Here is a 16,708-nt window from a genome sequence, read left to right as displayed (position 1 = left end):
AGCGTGGAAACCAAGTCTGCGGCCAAGTTCACAACTAAGTCCGTGGATTATCCCGGCACCAATTCAAAACGTTTTGCGCATCTGCTGCCGGATCGGGAACGGGGTAAAAAACCTTGGTGATCTTGCCATCGTCAATGATCAGGGTCAGGCGTTTAAACAGCCGCATCGCCGCAATTTCAAAATCGGGCATTGCCATAGCTTCCTTGAAACGATGATCCGCATCCGACAACAGGGCAAATGGCAGATGAAGGCGCTCACCCGCTTCTTTCTGATATTCTGTCGATTGGCTCGACATTCCGAACAGGTTGGCCACGCCAACTGCTTTTAATTCCGCGGCATGATCGCGAAACGAACAGGATTGCGGCGTGCAGCCCTTGGCACCGGGGATTTCATCCCAGCCTTGCGGTGATGGCAATCCGGGCTTGGCCGTACGCGGATAGGCATACACAACCGTGCGCCCGGCAAGGTCGGATAAATCAACAGACTCCCCGTCGGTTGCGGGCAAAGGAAGTGCCGGTACGATCTGCCCGGTCAATCTCTCAATGACGTGCGCTTCGCTTTCCATATTCATCCGCTGTCCTCCCTGTTTTTCAATTACGGACCTTCAAACACCGTTGCCGATTGTGTCCGTTTCGATTGAAGATAGATGTGGTTGAACCAACTGAAAAGAAAGGGCCATTGCGCATGGTGGAACAACCGGGCAAAGAGGCGTCACAAGGGCTAGATAGTTTTCACCTGAGCACGCCTAAGCACTTCGTTTTCCAAAGCTTCGAAGTCAAAGCGACAACTATCTAGCCCAGACGCGCCCTCAAAGTTTGCACTAGCAATATTCAAAGCCCCTCTGAAGTCTGCATTCTGAAAAATAGCATTTTGGAACGAAGTATCAGTTAAATCCGCGTCATGAAATGGACCAAAGTGAATTTGGGTGCTAAATGGTTCTCTTGTGTCAGGGTCTTCTTCGTGAGCGTAAATATCATCTAATGGCTTGTTAGACCAACACAACTCAGCACCATTGAACGAAGAGCCCTTGAGTTTCGCTTGCTCAAAACTGCAATCAAAAAATTGCGCATATAGATTGCTTTTATTGATAAAGGCCTTTAGCGGATTTCCAGGAGAAAATTGCACATACTCACAGTTTACCCAGTTAAACGATACTTTACTAAGCCTAACTCCATGAGGTTTAAATGGCTCTCCCCAAGAGCCATCGTAAAATTTCGATTTCGATATGTTTTTAATCTTGTGATCGGCAAAACTGAAATCAGAGAGTACTAAGCCCGTAAAATCGAAGCTAGTGACCTTCAAAGCATTCAAACGACGAAGTGCGCCAGCGATTCTGAAGCGTGATTCCTCACTATCCCACTTTTTGTAATCTTCAATTGTTTCATGATGACGTTTTATCGTTTCCAGCTCCAAGGCCTTACGCTGAAAAGCAGAATATACAATTAAGATAAAGATGATATCAAAGACGAGCCCCATAAACTCAACTCTGTAATCACTTCCAAAACCGCTGAAAGCCCATCCAAGGGCCCACCAAACACTCCAAACCAAGATACAGAAGAGCAACAGATAAACTGCAGACTTCAAATTACCTTTCTCCCATTCAGCATAAACTTTATCGCAAACACACCGGCACACAGGTTTGTTTAGCAGTTTCACCAATTGCGAGGAAATCTGCACTCTGATTTTAGAAAACATACCATTCCCTTGTTCAAAACCAGAAAGCTTTTGCAACCTCAAGCTACACTTCCAACCATAGAGAGTTGCGAGCAGTCAAACAATCCCCTCATCCGCCGCAATCAACGCCAAACCGTGCGCCACGGACAGGAACGGCTGGCCGATTTCGATGCGGTCCTTGCCAAAACCGTCTTCAAATATTTTGCGAACGGCCGGGACATAGGATGTACCGCCGGTCATAAAGACCTTGGAAACATCACGCGCATCAACACCGGCCTGTGACAGGCAGTTTTTGGCCGCCAGTTCAATTTCGGCCATATCGGGGGCGATGGCGGCTTCAAAATCGGCACGGGTCAGGCGTTCTTCAATTTCGACCCCGCCGTGGGAGAATTGCAAAAGCGCGCTGTCAGAAGATGACAATTCCGCCTTGGCCTTGGACACCGTTTGATAAAGATGGAAGCCCATTTCTTCTTCAATGATCGCCACCAGATCTTCGATATCATCGGGTTTGGTTGACGAACGGATCAGGCTTTTGATTTCGTTGATGGTTTTGGGCTGGTTCATCATGGCAAGTTCATGCCAGCGCGAAAACGCCGTGAAATATTGCCGCGGCACCGGCAAGGTCGCCCCCATCGATTTGTATTCCGACCCGAAACCAAGGCGCGGCCAGACGGCCTTCTGGATGATGCGGTAATCAAACCGATCCCCTGCAACACCAAGGCCGGTATGGGCCAACGGCTGCACCCCGGCAACGCCAAGACCCGGCGTAAAGCGGATCAGTGAAAAGTCACTGGTACCACCACCAAAATCGGCCACCAGCACCGTTTCGGGTTTATCAAGTTCGCGCCCGTAATAATAGGACGCGGCCAAGGGTTCGAACACCATGGCTTCGACATCAAAGCCTGCCTGCTCATAGGCACTGCGCAACCGCATTTCGGCGAAATCATTGTCCGGATTACTACCGGCGAAGGCGACAGGACGGCCCGAAATCACCCGCTGCCCCAACCAGCCAAGGCTATGCTGGGCAAAATGGTGGATTTGCGTCAGGAAGGTTCCGATCAGATCTTCAATCGAATAGGTCGTGCCGAAAATTTCGGTGCCATCAAAATCCTTGGATGCAAGGTATGATTTCATCGACTGGATCAAACGGCAGTCGTGACTTTCCTTAAGGTACTCGTCAATCGCGAACGGCCCCGAACAGCTTTTTGTGAATGTCGGCGCACCGGGCGATGTCAGTTCCTGTTCTTCCCAGAAATACAGGATGGTGCGGTATGTATCGAAACTGTTTGTCCCGACTTCAAACTTTGCCGATTGCACATTGCCCGCACTGTCCGCAACGGCAAGGACAGAGTTGGTCGTACCGAAATCAAGGGCAATAATTTCCGACATTTGGCGGGCTCCGACAAAAGGTGTTCTTGGATGGGGGCGGAGGATGTAACCCAGACCGCCCTGCCCTGCAAGCGATTAGACGACAGTCATAACGAAAAAAGGGAGCACCCGATATGATAACGAGCCCTCCCTTTGCATATTCCGCACAAGCAGATTTTATTTGTACCAGATCTTGCGGCTGAAATCGTGAACCGCACGGACATAGCGTACTGTACCCGACTGCGAACGCATCACGATGCTTTCGGTTTCGGCACCATTGGCGAACCGGCGCACACCGCGCAGCATTGCGCCATCGGTCACACCGGTTGCCGCAAACATCACATTGCCCTTGGCAAGTTCGCCAAGTTTGTATTTGCGACTAAGGTCTTCGATACCCCATTTTTTCGCACGGGCAATTTCGTCATCATTGCGGAAAACCAGACGTCCCTGGAACTGACCACCAATGCAGCGAAGGGCCGCTGCGGCAAGAACACCTTCAGGTGCGCCACCAGTGCCCATATAAAGATCAATGCCCGATGTTTTCTGCGAGGTCGCAATCACACCGGCAACATCGCCATCACCGATCAACATGATGCGCGCACCTGCTTCGCGGGTTTTGGCAATGATGTCCTGATGGCGCGGACGATCAAGGATACAGACCACAAGATCAGCAACATCGCAGCCCTTGGCAGAAGCAAGGCTTTTAAGGTTTTCAAGTGGGCTGGCATCAAGATCAACAACATCTTCCGGAAGACCACCGCCAACAGCGATCTTTTCCATATAGGTATCAGGCGCGTTCAAAAAACCGCCCTTTTCGGCCATGGCAACAACCGCGAGCGAGTTCGGGCCACCGGTCGCACAGATGGTCGTGCCTTCAAGCGGATCAAGGGCGATGTCGATTTCCGGGCCACTGCCGGTACCAACTTCTTCGCCAATGAACAGCATCGGGGCTTCGTCGCGTTCACCTTCGCCGATGACGACCGTGCCTTTGATGTCCATGCTGTTGAGCGCATTGCGCATCGCATCAACAGCAGCCTGATCAGCAGCCTTTTCATCGCCGCGGCCCATCAGGCCCGAGCACGCAAGTGCTGCCGCCTCGGTCACGCGAACGGTTTCAAGCGCTAGATTTCGATCCATTTTGTCTTCCTCGTAGTGTGATGCGGAGTCTGGGGGCTCCGTCTCGTTGTTGTCTTGGTTTTTGTCATTTTTACGTCAGGCATCGCAACCTGACCTTACAACAGCGCCCCGCATCATGACAGGTGCGAGGCGCTTTGAGCTTTAAAGTTTTAAGATGCAAAACTTTCGATCCGCATCAGAACCGGCGGCTGTGAATTGCTTTCGAACGCTGCGATATCATCCACTGCACCCGACATTGCTGATTCGGTTGTTTCGTGGGCAACAATCACCACCGGCACAACCCCGCCTTCGGTTTCGGCCCGACCATGCTGGATCATGGACGCCATCGAAACCCCATGCTTGGCAAGGGTCGCGGTCACTTCGGCCATAACCCCCGGACGATCCCACACCATCAGGCGCAGGTAATAGGCCCCGGTATGTTTCTCAAGCGACGCCCGCACGTTCTTTTTCAACCGGCTTGCCGGCACGCCAAAGACCGGCGCAGTACGACCTGCGGCAATATCAATGATATCGGCCACCACAGCCGACGCAGTCGGACGTTCGCCCGCACCACGACCCTGCAGAACCACCGGCCCGACATAGTCACCTTCAAGGGCAACTGCGTTAAACACGCCTTCGACCTTGGAAATCTGGGTCGCACGATCAACCATAACCGGCGATACGCGCTGCTCGATGCCTTCGGGGGTTTGCTTGGCAATGCCCAAAAGTTTGATGCGATAGCCAAGTTCTTCGGCCAGTTGAATATCAAGGGCCGATACGCTGCGAATGCCTTCGACCGCCACTGCATCGAAATCAACTTCAACGCCGAAGGCAAGACTGGCAAGGATGGCAAGCTTATGCGCGGCATCAATGCCATCAACGTCAAAAGTCGGGTCGGCTTCGGCGTAGCCCAATTTCTGGGCTTCGTTCAAAACATCGGCAAAATCACGGCCCTGCTCACGCATGGTGGTCAGGATAAAGTTACACGTCCCGTTCAGGATGCCTGTCACGCGCGTAATGGCATTGCCTGCCAAACCTTCGCGCAATGCCTTGACCACCGGAATACCGCCTGCAACCGCCGCCTCATAGGCGATGGTGACATTGTTGGCATCAGCAATCTGGGCAAGTTCAACACCCTTAAGGGCGATCAGTGCCTTGTTTGCGGTGACAACATGCTTGCCGTTTTCAAGGGCCGTTTTGCAAACGTCATACGCAATGCCGTCCGAACCACCGATCAGTTCAACCAGAATGTCGACGTTTTTATCAACAGCAAGATCACGGGCATCGTCGTACCAAGTCAGGCCATCTGTCGAAAAACCACGATCGCGAGTTCGATCACGCGCCGATACCGCTGTAACAACAATCTGGCGACCCGAACGGTCGGTCAGAATGTCGCGATGTTCACTCAGCAGTTTAACGGTTCCGGCACCGACCGTACCCAGGCCTGCCACACCGATTTTGACGACGTCTTTCACGATAACTCCTTAGCACGTGGTTAGAACTCAAAGCGCGTATATACCCAAAATTTGGTCACCGTGCCCTGATAAAATAACGCCCGGGACATGTCCCGGGCGAAACACAGAATGCTTTATGAGATATCAGACAGATTTCTTCAACAGTTCACGTGCAGATTCTGCATCAGGACATTTTTGGAAGAACTGTTTGATATTGCGATTGGCCTGACGGATGCGGTGTTTGTTTTCAACCAGCGCAATACGCACATGGCGATCACCATACTCGCCAAAACCAAGCCCCGGCGCGACGGCAACACCTGCTTCTTGCAAAAGAAGCTTGGAAAAATCAAGCGACCCCAACTCGGCAAATGCATCAGGGATCGGTGCCCACGCAAACATGGTTGCCGCCGGACTTGGAATTTCCCAACCCGCACTTTGCGCACCTTCGATAAAGATATCGCGGCGATCACGGTAAAGATTGCGGAATTCCTCGACACAATCTTGCGGACCATTAAGGGCGGCTGTTGCTGCGACCTGCACCGGGGTAAACGCCCCGTAATCAAGATATGATTTAATGCGGGTCAGCGCATTGATCAGTTTCTTGTTGCCGGTGGCAAAACCAATACGCCAGCCTGCCATCGAATAGGTTTTCGACAACGAATAAAATTCCACCGCAATATCCTTCGCCCCTTTGCATTGCAGGATCGAGGGCGGCGGATTGCCATCAAAATAAATCTCGGAATAGGCAATATCAGACAGGACATAGATTTCATGCTTGCGGCAGAAATCAACGACCTCCTGATAAAACGCCAGATCAACCACAAGCGATGTCGGGTTGGCCGGGAAGTTCAACACAACCGCACTTGGCTTTGGCACAGAATGTTTCACCGCGCGGTGAAGCTGCTCCATAAAGCTTTCGGTGTTGAATGATCCCTGATCATCATGCCCAATCGGAATATGGCGCAAGGCCGCACCGGCAATGATGAAGCCAAATGCATGGATCGGATAGGACGGGTTGGGCACCAAAAAGATATCGCCGGGGCTGGTGATCGCTGCGGCCAGATTGGCAAGACCTTCCTTGGAGCCAAGGGTAACAACCGTTTCGGTTTCAGGATCAACATCCACACCAAAACGACGGCCGTAATAAGCAGCCAATGCCTTGCGAAGGCCCGGAATGCCGCGCGACATGGAATAGCCATGTGTGCGCGGGTTCTGAACCGTTTCAACCAGTTTATCGACAATATGCTGCGGGGTGGCCGGGTCCGGATTGCCCATACCAAAATCGATAATGTCCTCACCCGCTCGCCGTGCCGCCGCTTTCATCGCATTTACTTCTGCGAATACATAAGGCGGGAGACGTTTTATGCGGTGGAAGTCTTGGGACATTATCCTTCATCCTCATCAAATTGCCGATTTTCGAATTTTATGCGAAAAGCACATCCTCGAATTTACAAAAATTGCGTAAGCACCCTTAAAACAGGCACTTCACAGCGTACAATTCGAAGGATTTACCTTTTATGGGAAGCGGACTCAACGAATTAATGCGCTTAAAACCAGCTTAAGTATTATTTGCGGCAATGAAACGGCGCGAATTCGTCAATATTTATCACGATCTGAACCACCCCACCCAACGGGCAAACGAAAACAGCGCGAAAGGATTGCTCCTTTCGCGCTGCGAAAAACCATCTGCAAGAATGTTTCAGCCGCTTATAACCGGCCAGATCATCACGCAATCAGTATTCCAGATAAATCTCAACACGGCGGTTTCCTGCTTCACCGGCTGGAATACCTTCATAATAGCGTGGATCGGCTGCACCATCGGCCCCGACAAAGATCGCATCCGGGCTGACACCAAGCGAAAGCAACCGCGAAACGACTGCCGATGCACGGCCTTCGGAAACGCGGCGATTGACTGCTAGGTGCTGTTCAAGCGACATATCGCCCGTACGCATTGACGCATGGCCAATCACGCGAAGGATACCGCCGGTCTGCTGCCAGGTGTTTGCCACCTGTGACAAAACCGAATTATCCGTGCCGCCAAGATTGGTTGACCCATGCATGAACTGAATTTGCGCGATCTGTTCTGCATTAATCGCCGGTGCAAGTTGATCAATTGACCGCACACCAAGACGCGATGCCATCGCATCGTTGGTCACCGTCATATCGACCACAGCGGATTCGCCATAAACCGATCCACCGCCGCCCAACTGACTTTCATCAACCGTAACCGAACCATTGTCGGAATAAAGCGAGTAATCAAAGGACTGCCCTTGGGCCACCTGCACAGCAGGTTCGTTCGCAAAAACGCCTGCACCTTCAGCAAGGCGGCGCTGATATTGATCCATAACCGGATCATTCCCCGATGAGGACGCCATCGCGGGTGCCTCAGATACGTTTACCGAACTTGCTTCGCTGGCCTGTGCTGCGTCATATGCTGCAAGTTGCTGCGCCTTGGCAGCATCAGTTGCCATCGCTGCTGGTCGTTCAGGTGCTGCTTGCGGGGTTGGAACCGGACCAGATACAGGCGACTTGGCGCTCCATTCATCGGCAATCGTCGATCCCGACGGGGCCGAGGTCACAGCGCGCGTGGTCGCAGTAGCTGCAGCACTCGCAGTTGTCTCTGCCGCCGCGGCGCTAGAGGTCACTTCAGCCATCGCAGTGCTACTGACTGGAGTGGACGGTGCTGGTGCAATGACCGGCTGGGACACGACAGGTTCTGGTGCCGCTTGCAATGCATTGACTGGTGCGCTGCTTTGACGGCGTCCGGTCTGGGAATATTGTGCATTGGCACGGTCGGCCGCCAAACCGGCAATCAAGGCATCACGTTCCTGATCGCCAGTGACAATCGGTTTGGCCGGTGTATCGGCCAAGTTCGGATATTCGCCGTCTTCACCGGGAATCGCTTCGTCGGATTTCGCAGCGGCGGCGTCTTCGTCACCGTCAAACATTTCACCGACGGATTTGCCCCATTCAACCGGGTTGATCGCGTCAGGAACAGACGAACAGGCGCCCAATGCCAGTACCACGGCCAGTGCAGATCCGGTCTGCAGAACCAACCGCAGCTTCCCCCTTGCAGTTTCCTGCCACGACCACTGCCCTGTCGTCGATTTCAGAACGCCCATTTGTTTTCGCTGCTCCAAATTCAGTTGGATGACTTCTGCGTTGAAAATTACCGCAGAATCGTCACCTTATAATTCTTGTACTACCCCTTAACGACGCGCTAGGCTAAGACCATGATAAGCTTGGGATCAAGCAGAGTTTCAACCCGGAACGTCATTTAGATACCTGCAACATCAAACGTTAAAAGTCTTGCGATAATGCAAACAAGCTTAAAACGTTTTGAAATAACAAAGTATCTGCGGCGGTATCATAAGGGAATGCCCCATGAGCGATCAACAGGCCATCGAAACCCAAATCACCCATCCCGATCCCGAAAAACTATCTTCAGCAATGGCAGAGATAGCCGAGAGAAGTCAACGACTTGTATCTGACTTCCTTGCCAGACAGGCAGAAGACCCGGAAATTTCGGACCCGGATCCGCTTAATATCGGCTCGGCCTTTGCGGAACTCACCAACCAGATTATGCAAAATCCGGCCAAACTGGTCGACGCACAAATCGACCTTTGGCAGCAATATTACACGCTATGGCATAACACCACACTGCGTTTAATGGGCGAAGAATCCGAACCTGTGGCCTCCCCCCTCAAAGGCGACCGTCGATTCAAGGATGAAGCATGGGAAAACAATGAACTGTTTGACTTTATCAAGCAGTCCTATCTTCTGTCCTCGCAATGGATGCAAAATGTTGTTCATGATGTCGATGGGCTCGATGACCGGACCGCACAAAAAGTCGAATTCTATACCCGTCAATTTGTCGATGCGATTTCGCCAACAAACTTCCTGATGACCAACCCGGAAGTTCTGCGCACCACCCTTGAATCCGGTGGCGAGAACCTGCTGAAGGGGCTTCAGAACCTTTTGGGCGATCTCGAACGCGGCAAGGGTAAACTGCAAATCCGCATGACTGATCTGGATGCCTTCAAGATAGGCGAAAATGTCGCCACAAGCGAAGGATCGGTTGTCGGCAGAACGCCTTTGATGGAACTGCAACAATACACACCCAGCACCGACAAGGTCGCCAAACGCCCGCTTATGATCGTCCCGCCCTGGATCAACAAATACTACATCCTTGATCTGCGCCCGGAAAACTCGTTCATCAAATGGGCGGTGGATCAGGGCCACACAGTGTTTGTTCTGTCGTGGGTGAACCCTGATAGCGAACTGGCCGAAAAGTCGTTCGAAGATTATGCCAAGGACGGGATTCTTGCCGCCCTTGATCTGATCGAACAGGCGACCGGTGAAAAAGAAGTCAACGCGATTGGCTATTGCCTTGGTGGAACGCTTTTAAGCTCCACCTTGGCCTATATGGCCAAAACCGGTGATGACCGGATCAAATCGGCCACCTTCTTCACCACCCTGATGGATTTTGAAAAATCCGGTGAATTGTCGGTCTTTGTCGATGATGAACAAATCAAAAGCCTTGAAAACAAGATGTCCAAGGACGGTTATCTTGATGGCCGGGATATGTCGATGTCATTCAATATGCTGCGCGCCAATGACCTGATCTGGTCCTTTGTCGTCAGCAATTATATGCTGGGCAAAGACCCCTTCCCGTTTGATTTGCTGTATTGGAATTCCGATTCCACGCGCATGCCCAAGGCAATGCACAGTTTCTATATGCGCAATATGTATAACAAGAACCTGTTGCGCGAACCGGGCGGCATTTCGATCCTTGGCGAACCGATTGACCTGCGTGATATCAAAATTCCGGCCTATTTCCTGTCCACCCGCGAAGACCATATCGCACCTTGGCAGGCAACCTATGCCGGAACGCAACTCTTGTCCGGTCAGGTGAAATTTGTTCTCTCTGCGTCAGGTCACATTGCCGGTGTGGTCAACCCGCCCGCGGCGAACAAATATTGCCATTGGACCTATAACCGCACCCCGGCCAATCCCGAAGACTGGATGGCCAAAGCCACCCAGCATGAAGGATCGTGGTGGACCGATTGGCAAAACTGGATCAGCCGCCGTTCCGGTGGCAAGGTCGATGCCCGCAAGCCCGGCGATGGCAAGCTCAAGGTGATTGGCCCGGCACCGGGTGATTACGTAAAAGTCAGGTTGTCCTGATCCAGCATCATCGCGATCATCACACACACAAAAAACGCGCTGTGTTTTCCACAGCGCGTTTTTTTACGGGATCAAATAGGCCTCACACCCCTCAAGCGGCAGATCAATATCATATACTTGCGCATTGATATTAAATCTGAAAACCGCATCCAACTGGCATGCCGGGTCCGGTGTTTGCACCATGGTCTGTTTGCCGTCCACGGGCCGGGTATTTGAGTCCGTTGTCAAATCCGCGTTGGGCGGGAACTTGCTGGCACCTGCCATATAATGCAGTGACGGCATCGTTCCTCCCCCCACATTCGCATCCGAAACCGGAGTGATCTCCGCCGTAAAATCATATGTGTCATGGCACAATTGATTGCGATCGATCATGTCCTGTTCGCTAAAGCAGGCCCTGATCATTTTCGATGCTTCCCACGGGAATGTTGCAACCATGTCGAGTTTCGGTGGCATTCCCAATTGCGGATCAACCCGGATCAGCGACAACATCGCAACAGACGCCCCACCGCCGGAATATCCAACCGATGTGGTCGTCACAATCCCCATCAGGAATGCGCCACTGTTGTCGGGGTCATGAACCCATTGCGGCCAAATGCCGGTTTTGCGCCAACTGACCACATCATCATCGCTGCTTTTGGGCTGAATGATTTCCTGACGGGTGACTTCCTTGCCCGCACGCAAAACAAGAAGAACCGGGGTATCAACCGCGTCGCTGTCCTTTGCACCGCTCGATGTTTGCGCAATACCAAAGCACCATTCCATCGCGTCACCGCAATAAAACTGGCCGCTGGGATCAGCTTTGAGATCGCCTTGCACAAAATCGGCAGATGCGCCAAACGGGCACAGCATGGTCAGTCCCGCCAGAACCGCCGCGTAATAAGCCTTGATACCGGTCACGTCATTTTCCTGCTTTTGCTCTGTCACATGCACAATCGCCTTTATTCAAGGGCTTGGCGTGTTACATTCATGGCAAATTGTGGCACAGCCAATCGCAAATTGCTGCCCAAAAGCATAATTTAAAATACGGAACGAACCCCATCATGACCAAAACAATCGGATTTCTCGGTGCCGGCCGCATGGCTGCGGCAATGATCAAACGCCTTCTGTCAAAAGGCTATGCCGTTCAGGTCTGGAACAGAAGTACGGCCAAGATTGAACCGCTTGTGGCCCTTGGCGCAACCGCCTGCGCAACACCGGCGGATGCCGCGCGCAATGTCGATGTTGTGATATCCTTTATGTCCGATGATGCAGCGGCACAGGCCGTCTGGCTGGGCGATGATGGCGCGCTTGCGGCCATGACCAAGGGCACGGTGGCAATTGAATGTTCTACCCTGTCCCATGAATTTGTTTTGGGATTATCACAACAGATCGAAGCCGCCGGCTGCCCCTATATCGATTCTCCGGTCACCGGCGTTCCGTCCGACATTGAAGCCGGTAATACAATCTTCCTGATCGGGGCGAGCACCGATGTGCTTGATCGCGTGCGTCCGATCCTGAATGACACCGGCAAAAAGATTGTTCATTTCGGCCCGATCGGGTCCGGCACGGTTTACAAATTAATGCATAATCTGCTTGGTGCGGTTCATATCGCCGCTGCTGCCGAACTGGTGGCTGTTGCCCAGCGTGCGGGGCTGGATGGCAACATCGTGGCAGAAACATTTACCATCGGTGCCAACGCCAGCGCATCGGGCCTGATGACGGTGCCTGACATGGTCCGCAGCAATCACACTGAAAACATCCATTTCACCACCGCCCTTCGCGCCAAGGATGCGGGTTATGCCCTAAAATTGGCCGAAGAATTCAAAATGACCCTGCCCGTCGGCGATGCGGCGTTCAATGTGTTTGCACAGGCAACCAAAGACGGATTTGGCGATCTGGCGCAAAGTGCCGTGATTGAAACGCTGAAAAGCTAGGGCAACAGCCGAGCAAATAACTAGGGTTTGAACCCTAGTTCTTTGCCGCAGCTTCCTGTTCTGCCAGAAGCGTTTCATACCGCGCATCGGTCAGGGTTTTTAAAAACGCGACAATGGCTTTGATGCGTTTGGTATCAAGCGCATCGCCTTCTTCAAGCTCGGCAAGCGAAATGGTGTCTGGCACTTCGGCATCGCCCCAGGATTCGCCGGTTTCCGGGTTGGTCTGGTTGGCTTTGGCCTTGCTGTTGAACTTGTTATAGAACCGAACCACGGTTTCAAGTTCTGAAAACACGCCGTTATGCATATAGGGGCCGGTCACCGCGACATTGCGAAGTGACGGCGTTTTGTATTTACCGCGATAGGCCGGGTCATCAATGGCCGGATGATCCAGCAATCCGTTATCAGTGAAATCGACATCCTTGTCATTGGCATGACGGGTCGCAACATTGCGCGGCACACCGATATTGTGGAATTCGTAATTGGTGAAGGTTTCGCCTTCTGCCGTCGGGCTGGTTTTCAGCATGTGGCAGGTATTGCAGTTGGTAAATTGCTGCGAGAAAAACAAAACCCGCCCCAATTCTTCCTGCGGCGTCATTTTATAATCACCACGTAGAAACCGGTCATATTTGCTATCGAACGGGGCGAACTGATCACCCTGTTCAAAGGTTGCAATCGCCTGTGTCATCGCGCCGTACGCACCATCGCTATCAGACCAGACATCGTCACCAAACAATGCCTTGAACCCGGCAACGTAATCTTCGTCTTCCTGCAATCGGGACACCACAGAAGCCTTATCAGGCATCCCCATTTCAATCGGGTTTAGCGGCGGTCCCCCGGCCTGTTCGGCCAGATCAACTGCGCGCCCGTCCCAGAATTGCCCGCCAACCGCAACGCCGTCTTCGCGCACATGAAATGGCGGAGAAAACTTCGCATAGGCCGCCATTGGCGTATTGCGATCCCCAAGACTTTTGCCATCATCGCCCAGCGAAAATGCGCCCCCCGCAACATCAATGCGCGGATCACGGAATGCGGTTGAGGGTTCATGGCATGTCGCACAGGCCATGGTTCGATTGGCCGACAAGTTGGGATCGAAATAAAGCGCCTCACCCAGAGCACTTAGATCGGCAAAGGGAGATACTGATGCGGCGGCAACTTCATTTACAGATTTGCCAGACTGCGCGAGCAGTCCCTTTAAAAAATCGGTTCGATCTTCGGCTTTTGCCCCATAGCCAAGCCCGAAACCAATTGTCACGGCGCATGACGCCGCAACAACCAATCGGGCAATGCTGCCCGACTTGATAAAATCGGGGGAAATGTGGCTTGGGTGACGCATGAAAGGCACTTTGATCTGATCGCTGAATGGGCAAGGTCGCGTACAGCACATTATCGCGAACGCAACGCATTTACACTGAAAGACTTGAACCCTGCCTTGATAAAAGTCAATGGCAGGGCCAATCATCAGACCGCGATCTGTGGTCTGCGGCGCATCATCGGAATCAGCTGAACGCCAATGATCGCGGCCAGAATAACACCACATCCGGTATATTCCGCCGGTGCCAACCGTTCGCCAAGGAACCACGCCCCGGCAATTGCGGCAAAAACCGCCTCGGCACTCATAATGATCGCCGCATCGGATGCCTCGGTGTAATTCTGCGCAACGGCCTGCAGGGTAAAGGCGATCCCTGCTGACATGATCCCGGCATACAGAATTTCAAAACCGGCATTATAGATATCGGCAAAGCTGAACGTTTCGGTAAACGCCCCCATCACCATGCCAAGAATGCCGGTAATCAGGAACTGGGATGCCGCAACCAAGGCCGGTGCGTTCGTCCGTGTCACCATAACACCGATCAAGACAACCTGTGTCGCCCAGAAAAATGCACTGCCCATCACCCAGAAATCACCGGTTCCGAGCCCTGCAAGATCACCACCGCTGAGCAAATAGGTGCCGTAAACACACATTGCCCCACCCGGCCAAACCGACCAATGCGGACGGGTCCGAAACACCAGATAGGCCAGAACAGGAACCGCAGGAACGTAAAACGCGGTCAGGAAGGCCGCATTGGTTACTGTCGTCTGCATGATGCCGATTTGCTGCAAAATACTGGCGAGATACATCGAAACGCCAAGCACGAGAAGCCCGACATGGTCCATCCGATTAAGCGGACGGCCAACACCTTTTAATCTACGCAAATCGCGCAGCGCAAACGGCAAAACCGCCAAAGTCCCCAACAGGAAACGGACACCCGTAAAATATTGCGGTCCGATATTTTCCATGCTGGTTTGCTGAACAACAAAAGTCGTGCCCCAAATAAGGGCAACAAAGACGATCATAGCATTCGCCTGCCAACGCGTCATTTTTCCGGTCCGTTTCGTGCTGGGCCGGCGTGGTGGCGCGCGGCATGTTATTTTCGGATTAACTGGCGGTCTTGCTAACGCAAGCGTGGGAAACAGGCAAGAAGATCGTACTGCAATTTAGTTCTCGGAAATTGCGTCCAATGCATCAAGGCCATAAAGGTCTTGATAGACTGACGTCCCGATGGCCTGCGTCAAAACATCATTGATACGATCCACCAGTTTTTGGGAGATCGACTTGCGCGAATACATAAGATGGATTGGGTCGGAGCCGAATATAAATGAATGGGCAATCAGGTTGTCGGCGATTCCCATCCTTTCGGCATGTGCCAAGGTAACAGCAGGAATACCGACCAGCCCGTCGATACGTTTTTTAAGCAACAGGTTAAAGCCGATCTCTGAAATGCTGACATCTGTTAACTGCATTGGTGCACCGGGCAATTTTTGAAACTGTTCAAACAATTCCCCGCGATAGGCACCGCGCACATGACCAAGTTTCATATCATAGAGAATGATGTCATCGATCGTTTGGAGAAGAAACCGCCCCTCATCCTCTTTGCGAACCACAAGGCCGGAAACCTCATTGCGATATGGTTGCGAAAAAAGCGCATAAACTTGCCGCTCAGGGGTGATCGACGCGGACGGCAGAATATCAAGATGTCCCTGTTCAAGCTCAAGCAAGGCCCGTTTCCACGGCAAGAATACGAACGTAACCTCACACCCAAGATCAGCCATAATCTGGCTGATCAAGGCGACATCCTTACCAGCAGCAGCACCTAGTTCATTCTTGAAACTGAACGGGATATAGGTTTCAGAAACCCGGACGGTCAAAGGGCGTTCGCAGGTCTGCATGGGGTTGGCATATGACGGATGTGCCGTCGCGATCAAGCCAAGCAGCACCCAAAACCCGACATAAATCCGCCAAGGCCCCGTCACACCAAATCTTCCAAGTTTATCTTCTAACCTGCGTTTTATAATTTTTTGCCATCTCTGTAGAAGGACAGCACTGACCCAGCACCTGCCTGAAAACATGCCCACCCGACAAACGGAATTCAAGGCCGCATATCAGCGCAGCTTTTAACCATTGGCTTTAAGGTCGGCAGGAATAGACACGCAATATTCCTGCGCAAGATCGGCATAACGATCCGCAGATACCTTAAAGAATTCAATTTCTTCCTGTGTCAGATCACGCACTTTGCGCGCCGGAACCCCGGCCCATAATTCACCTGCCGGAATGCGTTTACCCGGTGCCAGCAAGGCATTGGCACCCAGCATCCCACCCTGTTCAATCACGCACCCATCCATGACGGTTGCGCCCATCCCGACAAAGCTTCGGTCTTCAAGCGTGCAGGCATGAATGATCGCCGCATGGCCAATGGTAACGTCATCCCCGATATAGGTGCCAAATTTGCCCTTGGCGACATGCACCATCGTCAGGTCCTGAATATTAGTGCGCGATCCGATCCGGATTTCATGAACATCACCGCGAATGACACAGCCAAACCAGATACCGGTTTCGGCACCGATTTCGACATCGCCAATGATTGTTGCATTCGGGGCGATAAACGCGGTTTCGTCGATGGTGGGCATTACCCCGCGATAAGACAGACGCATGGTCAGAAGACCTTTCGTAATGGGTGT

Annotated in this window: 14 protein-coding genes; 2 read left to right on the top strand and 12 right to left on the bottom strand. The window is 52.4% G+C overall.

The window, feature by feature from the left end; all coding sequences use genetic code 11:
• Positions 1-34: 34 nt before the first annotated feature.
• The 7 genes from ACQ0MK_RS05335 to ACQ0MK_RS05305 form a co-directional block, all read right to left on the bottom strand.
• Entirely contained in the window at positions 35-571 is a 537-nt protein-coding gene (locus tag ACQ0MK_RS05335) for a peroxiredoxin (RefSeq protein WP_430475138.1), read from the bottom strand.
• 149 nt (positions 572-720) lie between these two features.
• Positions 721-1,737, bottom strand: a complete 1,017-nt coding sequence (locus ACQ0MK_RS05330; protein ID WP_430475137.1) for a pentapeptide repeat-containing protein — start codon at positions 1,735-1,737, stop codon at positions 721-723.
• Between the two features lie 33 nt (positions 1,738-1,770).
• A complete protein-coding gene (locus ACQ0MK_RS05325; protein WP_430475136.1) occupies positions 1,771-3,063 on the bottom strand; it encodes an Hsp70 family protein in 1,293 nt (430 codons plus the stop codon).
• A 156-nt stretch (positions 3,064-3,219) separates the two neighbouring features.
• Positions 3,220-4,179: a class II fructose-bisphosphatase gene (gene glpX / locus ACQ0MK_RS05320; RefSeq protein WP_430475135.1), complete on the bottom strand. Its 960-nt coding sequence runs from the start codon at positions 4,177-4,179 to the stop codon at positions 3,220-3,222.
• 149 nt (positions 4,180-4,328) lie between these two features.
• The gene (locus ACQ0MK_RS05315; protein WP_430475134.1) at positions 4,329-5,633 is read right to left on the bottom strand and encodes a homoserine dehydrogenase; all 1,305 of its coding nucleotides are present in this window, start codon (positions 5,631-5,633) and stop codon (positions 4,329-4,331) included.
• A gap of 123 nt (positions 5,634-5,756) precedes the next feature.
• Complete coding sequence (locus ACQ0MK_RS05310; protein ID WP_430475133.1) at positions 5,757-6,998, bottom strand: LL-diaminopimelate aminotransferase; 1,242 nt, start codon at positions 6,996-6,998, stop codon at positions 5,757-5,759.
• A 347-nt stretch (positions 6,999-7,345) separates the two neighbouring features.
• Positions 7,346-8,734 carry an OmpA family protein gene (locus ACQ0MK_RS05305; RefSeq protein WP_430475132.1) on the bottom strand — a complete coding sequence of 463 codons (1,389 nt, stop codon included), beginning with the start codon at positions 8,732-8,734 and terminating at the stop codon, positions 7,346-7,348.
• A gap of 262 nt (positions 8,735-8,996) precedes the next feature.
• Between ACQ0MK_RS05305 and ACQ0MK_RS05300 the strand changes: the two genes are divergently transcribed.
• Complete coding sequence (locus tag ACQ0MK_RS05300; protein WP_430475131.1) at positions 8,997-10,799, top strand: PHA/PHB synthase family protein; 1,803 nt, start codon at positions 8,997-8,999, stop codon at positions 10,797-10,799.
• Positions 10,800-10,862: 63 nt separating this feature from the next.
• Here the strand turns inward: ACQ0MK_RS05300 and ACQ0MK_RS05295 are convergent, their stop codons facing one another.
• Entirely contained in the window at positions 10,863-11,723 is an 861-nt protein-coding gene (locus ACQ0MK_RS05295) for a hypothetical protein (protein WP_430475130.1), read from the bottom strand.
• A 26-nt stretch (positions 11,724-11,749) separates the two neighbouring features.
• Between ACQ0MK_RS05295 and ACQ0MK_RS05290 the strand changes: the two genes are divergently transcribed.
• Positions 11,750-12,712 carry an NAD(P)-dependent oxidoreductase gene (locus ACQ0MK_RS05290; RefSeq protein ID WP_430475129.1) on the top strand — a complete coding sequence of 321 codons (963 nt, stop codon included), beginning with the start codon at positions 11,750-11,752 and terminating at the stop codon, positions 12,710-12,712.
• 34 nt (positions 12,713-12,746) lie between these two features.
• On the opposite strand, the gene ACQ0MK_RS05285 is transcribed toward ACQ0MK_RS05290, so the two are convergent.
• From ACQ0MK_RS05285 to ACQ0MK_RS05270, 4 genes are all read right to left on the bottom strand, one after another.
• Positions 12,747-14,045 carry a cytochrome-c peroxidase gene (locus tag ACQ0MK_RS05285; protein WP_430475128.1) on the bottom strand — a complete coding sequence of 433 codons (1,299 nt, stop codon included), beginning with the start codon at positions 14,043-14,045 and terminating at the stop codon, positions 12,747-12,749.
• Between the two features lie 125 nt (positions 14,046-14,170).
• The gene (locus ACQ0MK_RS05280; protein ID WP_430475127.1) at positions 14,171-15,070 is read right to left on the bottom strand and encodes a DMT family transporter; all 900 of its coding nucleotides are present in this window, start codon (positions 15,068-15,070) and stop codon (positions 14,171-14,173) included.
• Between the two features lie 117 nt (positions 15,071-15,187).
• Positions 15,188-16,003, bottom strand: a complete 816-nt coding sequence (locus ACQ0MK_RS05275; RefSeq protein WP_430475126.1) for a substrate-binding periplasmic protein — start codon at positions 16,001-16,003, stop codon at positions 15,188-15,190.
• Positions 16,004-16,144: 141 nt separating this feature from the next.
• The gene (locus tag ACQ0MK_RS05270; RefSeq protein ID WP_350046133.1) at positions 16,145-16,681 is read right to left on the bottom strand and encodes a gamma carbonic anhydrase family protein; all 537 of its coding nucleotides are present in this window, start codon (positions 16,679-16,681) and stop codon (positions 16,145-16,147) included.
• Between the last annotated feature and the right edge of the window lie 27 nt (positions 16,682-16,708).

The sequence above is a fragment of the Thalassospira lucentensis genome, from assembly GCF_050516545.1.
Lineage (GTDB): Bacteria > Pseudomonadota > Alphaproteobacteria > Rhodospirillales > Thalassospiraceae > Thalassospira > Thalassospira lucentensis_C.
Note: the sequence above shows the minus strand (reverse complement) of the source record. Positions and strands in the feature narration are given on the sequence as shown.

Bases quoted from the DNA above. Each gene is read 5' to 3' on its own strand.
- ACQ0MK_RS05310 (WP_430475133.1), bottom strand. From the start codon at position 6,998: ATGTCCCAAGACTTCCACCGCATAAAACGTCTCCCGCCTTATGTATTC.
- ACQ0MK_RS05300 (WP_430475131.1), top strand. From the start codon at position 8,997: ATGAGCGATCAACAGGCCATCGAAACCCAAATCACCCATCCCGATCCC.
- ACQ0MK_RS05325 (WP_430475136.1), bottom strand. From the start codon at position 3,063: ATGTCGGAAATTATTGCCCTTGATTTCGGTACGACCAACTCTGTCCTT.
- glpX (WP_430475135.1), bottom strand. From the start codon at position 4,179: ATGGATCGAAATCTAGCGCTTGAAACCGTTCGCGTGACCGAGGCGGCA.
- ACQ0MK_RS05335 (WP_430475138.1), bottom strand. From the start codon at position 571: ATGAATATGGAAAGCGAAGCGCACGTCATTGAGAGATTGACCGGGCAG.
- ACQ0MK_RS05280 (WP_430475127.1), bottom strand. From the start codon at position 15,070: ATGACGCGTTGGCAGGCGAATGCTATGATCGTCTTTGTTGCCCTTATT.
- ACQ0MK_RS05305 (WP_430475132.1), bottom strand. From the start codon at position 8,734: ATGGGCGTTCTGAAATCGACGACAGGGCAGTGGTCGTGGCAGGAAACT.
- ACQ0MK_RS05270 (WP_350046133.1), bottom strand. From the start codon at position 16,681: ATGCGTCTGTCTTATCGCGGGGTAATGCCCACCATCGACGAAACCGCG.
- ACQ0MK_RS05285 (WP_430475128.1), bottom strand. From the start codon at position 14,045: ATGCGTCACCCAAGCCACATTTCCCCCGATTTTATCAAGTCGGGCAGC.